Annotated in this window: 11 protein-coding genes; 8 read left to right on the top strand and 3 right to left on the bottom strand. The window is 48.5% G+C overall.

The window, feature by feature from the left end; translation table 11 throughout:
* Window positions 1-726: 726 nt before the first annotated feature.
* Complete coding sequence (locus AS034_RS21725; RefSeq protein ID WP_074440108.1) at window positions 727-1,344, bottom strand: sterol desaturase family protein; 618 nt, start codon at window positions 1,342-1,344, stop codon at window positions 727-729.
* 208 nt (window positions 1,345-1,552) lie between these two features.
* Between AS034_RS21725 and AS034_RS21720 the strand changes: the two genes are divergently transcribed.
* The 4 genes from AS034_RS21720 to AS034_RS21705 all read left to right on the top strand — a co-directional run bounded on the left by AS034_RS21720 (window position 1,553) and on the right by AS034_RS21705 (window position 5,200).
* Window positions 1,553-3,595, top strand: coding sequence for a bifunctional diguanylate cyclase/phosphodiesterase (locus AS034_RS21720; protein WP_058300117.1), 2,043 nt, complete (start codon window positions 1,553-1,555; stop codon window positions 3,593-3,595).
* A 135-nt stretch (window positions 3,596-3,730) separates the two neighbouring features.
* A complete protein-coding gene (locus AS034_RS21715) occupies window positions 3,731-4,207 on the top strand; it encodes a hypothetical protein (protein ID WP_058300116.1) in 477 nt (158 codons plus the stop codon).
* A 21-nt stretch (window positions 4,208-4,228) separates the two neighbouring features.
* Window positions 4,229-4,513, top strand: coding sequence for a cupredoxin domain-containing protein (locus tag AS034_RS21710; protein WP_058300115.1), 285 nt, complete (start codon window positions 4,229-4,231; stop codon window positions 4,511-4,513).
* Window positions 4,514-4,579: 66 nt separating this feature from the next.
* Entirely contained in the window at window positions 4,580-5,200 is a 621-nt protein-coding gene (locus tag AS034_RS21705) for a DUF3298 and DUF4163 domain-containing protein (protein ID WP_419185000.1), read from the top strand.
* Window positions 5,201-5,418: 218 nt separating this feature from the next.
* On the opposite strand, the gene AS034_RS21695 is transcribed toward AS034_RS21705, so the two are convergent.
* Complete coding sequence (locus AS034_RS21695) at window positions 5,419-6,675, bottom strand: Nramp family divalent metal transporter (RefSeq protein WP_058300113.1); 1,257 nt, start codon at window positions 6,673-6,675, stop codon at window positions 5,419-5,421.
* A gap of 735 nt (window positions 6,676-7,410) precedes the next feature.
* Here AS034_RS21695 and AS034_RS21690 point away from each other — a divergent pair.
* Window positions 7,411-7,665, top strand: coding sequence for a YuzF family protein (locus tag AS034_RS21690; protein WP_244888215.1), 255 nt, complete (start codon window positions 7,411-7,413; stop codon window positions 7,663-7,665).
* Window positions 7,666-7,719: 54 nt separating this feature from the next.
* Here AS034_RS21690 and AS034_RS21685 read toward each other — a convergent pair whose 3' ends face one another.
* Entirely contained in the window at window positions 7,720-8,628 is a 909-nt protein-coding gene (locus AS034_RS21685; RefSeq protein ID WP_058300112.1) for a Gfo/Idh/MocA family protein, read from the bottom strand.
* Between the two features lie 100 nt (window positions 8,629-8,728).
* On the opposite strand from AS034_RS21685, the gene AS034_RS21680 reads away from it, so the two are divergent.
* From AS034_RS21680 to AS034_RS21675, 3 genes are all read left to right on the top strand, one after another.
* Window positions 8,729-9,244 (top strand): CBO0543 family protein, encoded by a 516-nt coding sequence (locus tag AS034_RS21680; RefSeq protein WP_058300111.1) that lies wholly within the window; start codon window positions 8,729-8,731, stop codon window positions 9,242-9,244.
* Between the two features lie 16 nt (window positions 9,245-9,260).
* Entirely contained in the window at window positions 9,261-9,389 is a 129-nt protein-coding gene (locus tag AS034_RS23390; RefSeq protein WP_269751529.1) for a hypothetical protein, read from the top strand.
* Window positions 9,390-9,476: 87 nt separating this feature from the next.
* A complete protein-coding gene (locus tag AS034_RS21675; protein ID WP_058300110.1) occupies window positions 9,477-10,499 on the top strand; it encodes an NUDIX domain-containing protein in 1,023 nt (340 codons plus the stop codon).
* The last annotated feature ends 120 nt before the right edge of the window (window positions 10,500-10,619 follow it).

The raw sequence follows: 10,619 nt of genomic DNA, 5'->3' as shown, positions 1-10,619 counted from the left end.
ACACTTTGAAGAAGCTTATTACGAAATTGACGAGTTCATGGAATTTTATAATTATCGACGCTACCATGGGAGCCTGGGCAGGATGGCTCCAGTAAAGTTCAATGAGAAATACAAGGATATTGGCTTCCCTGAAGAAATGGCCTTGAGCCTTTAAAAAGGCAGGAATACTCCTTCTTCACTTACTAACCCCCCAGATGGCGGAACGAAAGGATCAAGCGGTTTTGGCTTGACGCTGAAGTAGAGTCATCTACCCTTGGTAAAAGTGAAGAAGGAAATGATAAAAATGAAAAACTAAGAATCATTTAGTTTTTTAAAGAATTCGTCAGGAATTAGGGGGTCAAACCGTTTTTGATAATAAAACTGTCGCACGCCCCCATGGAGGGCGTCCTTAGCATGCATAAAAGCAGGTAAGGGAGGGTGTTGACTCGGATTTGTCTGCTGAAAGGGAAAAAAGGCATTCATTTTGAATAAATAGGGTGTTTTCTATATAAAAATGCCCGCCACAAGAAAAAAGATGACGTGGAGCAGGGTCCCCTCCCCCTAATTCGAGGCCCTCCCTGGATCTTAGCCACACACCGAATCCAAACCGCTCCCCGAATTCAGGGCTATCCAAGCCGCCTCCCGGTACCAGGCTGGCCCGGATTCAGGCCCACTCTTATCCTTAGCGCACACCCCGTTACCAGCCTATCCCCAGCCCCGGCCGTTACCCAAAGCATGGTCCGCCAGTCATGCCCGCTTCTCCAAATCCTTCACCGTCTCACTCGAATCCACTTCCTTCTCATCTTTCAAAGTCCCAAAAAGTGCATCCACAAACGGGGTCGACACCCCATACCAGTAGTTTTCATTTTTATAGTGATGAAGGACGTGTGTCTTTTTCAGCCACTTGCCGAATTTCGTTTTCGGCTTGAGCGGCCGGTGGGCTACGTAGTGCTTCCATTCGTAGACGAAGAACATGATGAGGATCCCTGCGCTGAAGGACAGGGTTGCCTGCATAGAGCCTGAGATGAAGTAGAAGATGAGGCTCAGGGCGAACAGGCTCGGTGCACTGTACCAGATAGGCAGGAATAACAGCTTCAGGTCATTTGGTTTCTTGTGGTGGTCATAGTGGAGCCGCTTGATTAATTTTAATAGAATGCTATTTTTCGGGGCTTTGATGTGAAAGACGAACCGGTGGGTGAGGTACTCGCTGAACATGTAGGTGACGATACCGAGTACGATGAACAGCGGAGTGAAAGCATCCGGACCCATGGTAAATAGAAAGGCAAGTACGGCTAGGAATATTCCGGCCATGATCATAATGTCGAGGTGCAGGAAAAAGTCACGGTAAATTCCCTTATTTTTCAAAATCTTCTTCTCCCTTCATTTTTAAGTAGTGAGGTCTTTCTATTATACGCTGAAAACGGGACAAAACACCTATTTAATTCCAGGAAATTCAAACTCAATTCATTTGCCAGTTTACTAGTCCAACCCTATCTTTTTTCAACAACTTTTGTATAATTTAACATGTATACCATAATATTAATTCCAACATTACGTTAAATGAGGTTGTTGTATGTTTTCATTACCTGAATCACAGGATATCACCATTCTTCAAGGAGAGTATTCCCTCTCGCTGGTGGTGTTGTCGATTGTGATTGCCTGCTGTGCTTCTTATACATCTTTGTCTTTGAATCAGAGGATGCAGCAGAATCATTTTTTTCATAAATCGTTTTGGCTGGTACTGGCCTCGGTGGCGATGGGGCTCGGGATATGGTCGATGCATTTTATCGGGATGAGCGCGTTTATGCTCCCTGTTCAGATGACCTACGATACGTTCTTGACGGCTGCTTCTGTCTTACCGGCTGTGTTTGCTTCCTATTTGGCGTTTTCATTTTCCAGCCGTAAGAAGAAGGGGCACCTATCTGCGGTCACGGCTGGCATCATCATGGGGATTGGGATATCAGCCATGCATTATATCGGAATGGCCGCGATGAAGATGGAAGTGGAATATGTCTACAAGCCACTGATCCTCATGGCCTCTGTGTTGATTGCGGTTGTGGTCTCATATGTGGCTTTATTCATTTTTTCAAGCCTTCAGAAGTTTATGGGAACGCAGTGGATCAAGATCCTAACGTCCGTCCTGATGGGGCTCGCCATTACGAGCATGCATTATACAGGGATGTCGGCCGTTATTTTTTACACGGATAAACCTCTGGATGGCATGCACGGGATGCATAAAATGGACATGCCTTTGCTTGTAACGGGGGTGACGGCAGGGATTTTCATCCTGCTTGCGGTGTCCGGCCTTGCAGGACTTCTCGACCGTTATGTGGACCACCGCCTTCATCATTATGACGCTCTGACCCTGCTTCCGAATCAGAGGCAGTTCGAACAGGATTTAAAGAACTCGAAGACGGCCGGAAGCCTTGCGATCATCCACATCCATGACCTTGAAAAATGGGTGAGCGGATATGGTTATACGTTTGGAGACCGTGTGATAAAAGCGGTCGGAGATATCATCGATGAACGAAAGCTGCGGACTTCAAAGGTCTACCGGATCGAAGGGAATCGTTTTGCCGTCTACCACGGTGAAGAGCATGAGTTTGAAAAATTGAAGGCGTGTATGGAGAGCGTGCTGTCCCAGCTGAAGAAGCCGCTGATGATTGATGATTACCGCGTCGTGATCGAAATGGCGTGTGCCATATCCCATTGTGACAAAGGGGACTGCGATCAGCTGCTGGCCAATACGATGGCTGTCCTCCAGCACTCGTCGATTCAATACCGGCATGGGGTAATTGAATATGATCCCGCCGTTCATACATACAGTTTTGAAAGGCAGATCGTCCAGGACATCAACCGGGCGATCGAAACCAATGAACTGTTCATGGTCTATCAGCCGAAAGTACAGACCGGCACCGGGGAAGTGACGGGTGTGGAGGCTTTGCTGCGCTGGCAGCACAGGGTACACGGGTTGATCTCACCGGGTGTTTTCATCCCTGTCTTAGAGGAGAACGGGAAGATTTTTGAGGTGACGGACTGGGTCATCGAAACGGTTTTCCGGCAGGTCTCACACTGGCTTGATGAAGGGATCGAATTCAAGCGCGTGTCCATCAATATACCGGGACCGTATGTGACGTCCTCAAGACTGCTGTCTGTCCTGCATGAGGGATTGAGGAAGTATGGCATCGACAGCTCCTTCATCGAGCTTGAGATCACGGAAACGAGTGTCATCCACGACATTGAGAACGCCATCACGGCTGTCGGGCGCTTCAGGGAAATGGGTCTCTCCGTTGCACTCGATGATTTCGGGACCGGGTTATCGTCTCTTTCTTATCTAAGGAAAATCCCGATATCCACGATTAAAATCGATAAATCATTCGTGGACGGGGTCCCGCTTTCCGAAAAGGACTCCGCGCTGCTGAGGGCGATCACCACCTTATGTTCCTCCCTGAAGCTGCGGGTGGTCATCGAGGGAGTGGAAACACAGGAACAGATCGATTTCATCACGGGCATGATCGAGCGTCCACACATCCAAGGCTATTATTACTCGCCTCCGCTGCAGGAGGGAGAGTTCACTGACTGGCTAAGAGAAAGGGAATTGGTATTGAAAGCATGAGGGATGTCTTGACGGACATTCCTTTTTTCATTCTCTGATTTTATTATTTTCGCAGGATTCCTTGTTAAAAATTCATCACGTGCGACATAGACTGAGATAGGTACTAAGTATGATGGATGACAAGGAGGGAAATCGATGAGAAACGCTTATACGAAGTGGGCGGCGAGCCTGTTATTTATGCAAGTGGTGACCATTCTTTGCTCCGGCTTTTTTATTTTACGGCATTTTCCGGTGATACATGTGGCGAACGGGGCGGCCGCCCTGATCATTGCCATCATTCTTCTTGCAGTTAAAAAAAGGTGGGCGCCTGTCATAGGCATAATTTACGGGCTGCTGTTCACGGTGCTAACGGTTCCATCCCTTTTCATCTCGATGTTCAGGAATATCGATCCGGAATACAATGCGATGATCGAGGCAAGCAACCCGTTCATCGGCATCAGCTTTCTCAGCGCCCTGATTGTGTTTTTCATCTTTCTCGCGTCTCTTGCAGGGCTTCTTCTCAACCTGGAGAGAATACCGGCTCCCGCTGCCTGGTTCCCTGTACTGAAAGGCAGTATGGCCGGCGCCATCCTGATGGGGCTGATCATCAGTCTGTATCTGCAGAACCACTGAGTATCAGGAATTAATGCAGAAGTGCTTGAAAAACTGCCAACCATCGTCATGAAGCCTCATTCAGTCGAGCCCTCCAAGATGGAATTGAGACCAGGTGAAACGGTTGTCCTCCACATCATTAATGAATCAGAAAATAACTGTCATATCCTGGACTTCCCTGAGCTTGATGCCAGTGTTCATACAGAGCGCGGCCGATCAGGTCTCATTGCGATCACGCCGGAACCCGGCACCTATGAATATGCCTGCAAACCTCACCACGGCTATGTGAATGAAAACATCAGGGGCGTGCTGACCGTCCTTCCTTAACGGAGTGAAGGTTCACGCTGGGCATCCCCTTGAATACAATGAATTAAAAAGCAGAGGATGATGAAGGTGCCAGTATCCTTACCGGTAAGCATCGAGCCGAGGATGATCTCGAACGGTCCGAAACAAGTCGTCTATTACCCAAAAGTTATACGGATGAGAAGCCGCAATTTTCAACGCACCATCAACCGGACCATTGTCGCAGAGACCCAGAAGCTGATCCATGAGCAGGTCGGGAATATGCCGTCGACCGTTGAGGAAATGCAGGGGTCCTTTGAAATCAAGAACAATCAGCGCGAGGTCCTGAGTCTATCACTCTCTAACTATACGTATCACGCTCATGCCGCCCATGGGATGACGTTCATTCGTTCGCTGACGTTCGATCTGGAAAAAGAAAAGATTTGCAGTTTGAAAGATTTATTCAAGCCCGGCAGTGATTATGTGAAGAGGCTGTCGGACCTGGTGGCCGCACAGATCAAGGAGCGGGACATTCCGCTGCTTGGCGAATTCACCGGCATCCGCCCCGATCAGGACTTCTACATCGCGGACAAAGCACTGGTGATCTATTTCCAGCTCTATGAAATCACGCCGTATGTGGCCGGTTTCCCGATGTTTCCAATCTCTGTCTTTGATCTGCAGGATATCATTGAGGAGAGCGGGCCGCTCGGGAGGATGGCAGTCAATAATTAAGCCTGGGACCACTTGGATCCCAGGCTTTTGTTTATTTTTAAGGCTCTTTTCGCATACTTTGTTGCTTTGCACACCAGAAAATACCGGAACTTGGGTATTTTCGGCTTGTTAAATCGTCTGTTGTTTAAACTTGAGTTCGAAAAGAGCACGTCCACAAGCACTATTCAAGCTGCAAGCCTATTTACGCAAAGCAACAATCTTTTAGAAAACAGCCATTTTTAAAAAATGGAGATTAATTTCGTCACGGCCAGGATGGCAAAGAGCAGGATGCAGGCTGCAAAGACGAAGTTGGCCATAAGACTGTTCCTGTAGTCCTTGTCCACCTTCTTCGAGTTCAGCAGCCACATCAGGCTGAATGACAGGAACGGCATGAACAGCGCCCCGAGTGCCCCGTATAGAATGATAAGCTGGACTGGTTTTCCGAAGAATAGCAGAATCATAGGCGGAAATGTGAGCCACGCCAGGAACAGGCGGTAGGCCGGGTCCTTTTCCGTGACAGGGCGGTCCGTCCTTTTTTTCACAACCCGTACAAAATCCGCGAACAGATAAGGGACCCCGTTCCAAACACCGAGCAGGGAAGAGAACGCGGCCGACCAGAAACCGATCAGGAACATCCATGAGATGAACGCCCCATATTTCTCGCCGAGCAGCCCCGTCAATTTGATCAAGCCCTGTTCTCCTTCGATCTCAATGCCCGTCCCATATAAAAATTGGCTCCCGACGATCAATAGGGCGAGCGTGAAAATGGCTGTCATCGTGTAAGCGGCCTTCGAATCCAGACGCATCGTTGGGATCCATTCCTTTCCGCTCCATCCTTTCTCCTTCAGCCAGTATCCATACGAGGTCATCGTAATCGTCCCGCCGACACCGCCTACGAGGCCGAGGGCAAGCAGGAATGAACCGTCGGGGATTCTCGGCACGAAGCCTGTCAGGAAATCACCGAGATTCGGCAGGAACAAGAGGGCAGATCCGACGACTGTCACGAACATGATGCCGATCAGGACCATCATGACTTTTTCGAACAGCAGATAACGGCCCGTCCATACGAGCAGGAAGCCGGCGATTGCATGGATGACGGCCCACGCCCAGAACGGCATGACCGGGAACATCGAAGTCATGGCTAGAGCACAGGCAGAAGCGGCCGCCGCACCGTAGACGAACCCCCAGATGACGGCATATACGCCAAAGTAGCCGGTCGCCCATTTCCCCATCTCCTGCCAGCCTTCGAGGATCGTTTTCCCGGTGGCGAGATGCCAGCGCCCGACCCCTTCGTTAAGGAAATGCTTGAGGATCGACCCGACGACGATCGCCCAGACAAATACGAGACCGAAACTGGCCCCCGCGACCAGGGCGGCGACCAGATCCCCCGTCCCGACCCCTGTGGCTGCGGCCACGAATCCCGGACCGATCAGGGCGGCCCGTTTTTTAAAGGATGTTGGTGCTTTTGGAGGCGTTGTGTTCACTTCTAATGACATAGTGCTGCTCCTTTCTTGATGTGAGTGTAAGCGTCTGCATTTTTATGTACGCCCTTTTGGATGTGCTGCTCTCAATGGAATCCATGATTTGAAAAGAGATTTTTTGGTTTGGATTGGACGCCGGCAGCAGATATGTGTGTAAAATTTAGAATATTAGCACTTTACCATGGTAAACGTTTTCGTAGGATGGGCGCAACCATGTTTTGGCGTCCGGGGCTGTAGTCGTGTAGATGCGGGGCGGGCGAATTGTCCGTTTTCTTGGATTTTCGGTCGTTTTCAGGTGGGAATTGGGCTTGTTTGGTGACTTTTTGACTATTTTAACGGGCGGGGTCCTGTCTAAAGCATCGTTTTGGGGTGAAGAGTGGTTTCTGGAAGGAGTCCGGACAGGATATTATCGAAAATGAAAGTTTTATTTTCAATAATTCAAAATTTATTATCGAAAACAAAGATTTTATTATCAAAAACAGACAATCTTTTATCAAATCCGTTGAGGCTATTTTCACAAACGTTATGATATCAACGATTCCGCCCATTTATTATCGAACATAGTGGGATATCGTCAAATTGAAAAAGGCGGCAGCCACAATGGTTTATGGCTCCGTAAACCGCCTGCTCCCTCCCCTGGCCTGCACGCCGAAGTCCAATGCAAAGAGCAAAGCGAAACGTGCTGGAATGGGCCATGCATACCGGTACATACATATTAGAGGTGGAATTTTTCAGCTTGGAGGTTGGCAAATGTACAGCATGTATCCATATCGGAATAACCCGCAGGCAGCTTCGAACGGACCCATGCAGGTGGTTGTAGTGGAGCCTTATGTTTACGCTGCATTAAAAAGCCTGATCGGGAAGAGGGTGGTCATTGATACGTCACGGGGATCTGTAAGCGGCACGCTGGTTGATGCAAAGCCTGATCATGCGGTGGTCCGGGATCATGATTCTTCCTTCTTTGTACGGATTTGTGAGATTGTCTGGATCATGCCGGAGAGTTGAACATCGTATATCAAAAAAGTGTCTGCGATATTTCGCAGACACTTTTTATACGTTTTAAGCTTGTTCGTCGATGGATTTCACAATCCGCTCACAGATCTCATGCGTGACGAGTGAATCGTTGATCGACGGGTCCGGCGTCTCACCTGTCGACACGCACTCCAGGAAGTGGTCGCACAGCTGGTAGAATCCGCGCTTATACAGGGTCGGTTCCCAGTCGCCGAACTTCGTGATGCTCGTTTCTTTGTTATGGTAATGTGTCGTTTCAACGAGGCTGTCGACGACATATTTGTGGTGGCCGGCATGGTATTCGATCGTTTCTTCGGTCACGCCGCCGTTCCGGTTCATGATGCCGATGGCCGTGCAGCCGTCGCCGAGCAGCTGGACGACGAGGTGATGGAGCTGTCTGCCTTCTTTCAGGTATTCGACTTTGACATCGCGGACGTCCGTGTCCATCAGGAAGCGGAGCGTGTCGATGACGTGGATAAAGTCTTCCACTACGAATCTCCTGACTTGTTCAGGGAAGGCGAACCGGTTCTTCTGCATCAGGATCAAGCTTGGTTTACCGTGGTCCTTCAGCTCGTTCACACGCGGGATGAAGCGGCGGTTGAAGCCGACCATCGCAATTTTGTTCTGTTCCTTTGCAAGCCCCACGATCCTTTCGGTTTCCTCTAACGTCATGGAAATCGGTTTGTCTATGTACACATGGATCCCGTTTTGAAGAAGCTTCTCCGCCATTTCAAAATGGGCTTCCGTTGCCGTGCTGATAAAAGCGGCGTCGATCTCCCTGTCGAACAGGTCATTCACCGATTGGACTTTTTCCTCAATCCGGTACTTGCGTGAGAGCTTGTCCAGCGTGTCGGCGTTCCGTGTACAGAGGACAAGTTCGATTCCTTCTTTTTCCGACAGGACAGGCAGGTATGCTTTTTTTGCGATATCCCCCAGGCCGATGATGGCGATTTTCACAAAGATTCCTCCTCGTAAATGCTTCATTTTAATAGTAAAAGTATAAAAGATAAAAAACCAGTCAATCATGTTGGTAGTAATGATAAGTAGGTGTGTGCTGATGTATTTGCTGCTTGTAATCGTGGTGTGGATCCTGTTCGCGTATAAATTCGTCGACTGGTCACAGTGGCGGAAACAGTATCCGACGCTGTTGTTTTTCATGCTGATCAACTTTCTTTATAACTATTTTTATTTCAATCATACCCTCTGGGCTTTCAGGGGCGTGACGGCCGAATGGCTGAATCACACAATCATCAATTTTGCGTTCACTTTTTTTATCTGTCCTGTTGGACTGATCATTTATCTTCAGAGATTCCCTGTGAAAAGAAGCGGACAGATTATCTATATTTTGATATGGACCGCTTTCTATACAGTCATTGAGTTCCTTTTCTCTCATAAGGGCATGTTTGTATACGACCACGGCTGGAACGGCTGGTGGAACATCCCGCTGAACCTTGTATTGTTCAGTGTACTGTATTTGCATTACCGGAATCCACTGCGGGCCATCGGCGTGTCAATCCTTCTTGCGATTGTATTTTATCTGTTGTTCCCGTTCCCTATGGAAAGTTTAAAATAAACAGGGGTGTGCTGATATGCTGATACAAGACATTTTTTCCGTGCCGGTCTTTTTACTTTTGCTGTTTGCCACATACATTGTGATGTGGCTGTACATCAGAAAAAGGTCGATCAATAAGAATAAACAAAAGAATAAAACGGATTAGGATGAATTGTGTGAAGTTCATCCTTTTTCTTTTACCAAAAAATTCAAATCATTATGGTAAGATAGAATAAAAAAGGGGCTGGGGGAAATGAAATGGTCGGAAATACCTTACTTGTGGCAGCAATCCTTCGAGACGGCATGGGAGTCTTTTCTGGAGGGTTCGAGGCCGATCGGGGCCATTGTGGTGAATGAAAAAGGGGAAATCGTTTCGAGAGGGAAAAGCTCGACGAAGAAGCAGACGTCGGGTTCATCCGTTTTCTATAATGAGATTGCTCATGCTGAAGTGAATGCCCTACTGGAACTTGATAATCGAATACATACTGACGTAAGCGAGTACACCTTGTATTCAACGCTTGAACCTTGTCCGCTCTGTTTCGGTGCCTTCTATATGAGCGGGATCCGCAATCTGAAGTTCGCGGCAAAAGATAAATATGGGGGGAGCACGAACCTCAAGGATTCGACGCCTTATTTGAGCCGAAAGCCAATCAAGGTAGAGGGACCGTTCCCGCCGCTTGAATACCTTGCGATCCTGCTCGGATATTATTATGATTTCTCGGTTGATGACCCAAAGGCACATCCGGTTCATAAAGGGATGGAGGAAGATTATCCCAGGGCAATCCGCCTCGCAAGGGATTGGGTGGCGGAGGAAAGATTGAGGTGCGCGGAGAATTATACAATTGAGGAAGTCTATGGCATGATGTGCGAAGATCTCATCAAGCAAAACCGCGCAAGGGCGAGCGCCGCCATCATCAAAGACAATCACATCCTCATGGTGAAAATGCAGCGGGACGGCAGGGTTTGGTGGTCGCTTCCCGGCGGCGGTCTGGAAGAAGGAGAAAGCTTTGAAGAGGCTGTTGTGAGGGAAGTGAAGGAAGAGACAAACCTTACCGTGAAGGCAGGAAGACACTTGTTCAGCTACGATTACAGCATGGGAGAAAGCCGCGTTTTTTCTGCTGACATCACGGGTGCCGATGTCCTGCAGCTCGGGATTGATCCCGAATGTGCAATGGATGAACAAATGCTGCAAGAAGTAAAGTGGTGGCCGATCGAAGCGATGAAAGATGACTTTGAGGTTTCGAGGGTCATCCGTGAGATGAAAACGATAGTTTGATGAGAAAACCTGACCGATCACCGAAAGCCCGGTCAGGTTTTTTTTAGACAGGTGCTTTATCGTATTAACGTATTAAGGAAGGACGATAAACGCTGGAGAGAACGAGGTCGATGGCGGAAG

The sequence above is a fragment of the [Bacillus] enclensis genome, assembly GCF_001456935.1.
GTDB classification, from domain to species: Bacteria; Bacillota; Bacilli; order Bacillales; family Bacillaceae_B; genus Rossellomorea; species Rossellomorea enclensis.
The sequence above is the reverse complement of the archived record's forward strand: the minus strand, read 5'-3'. Positions and strand labels throughout refer to the sequence as shown.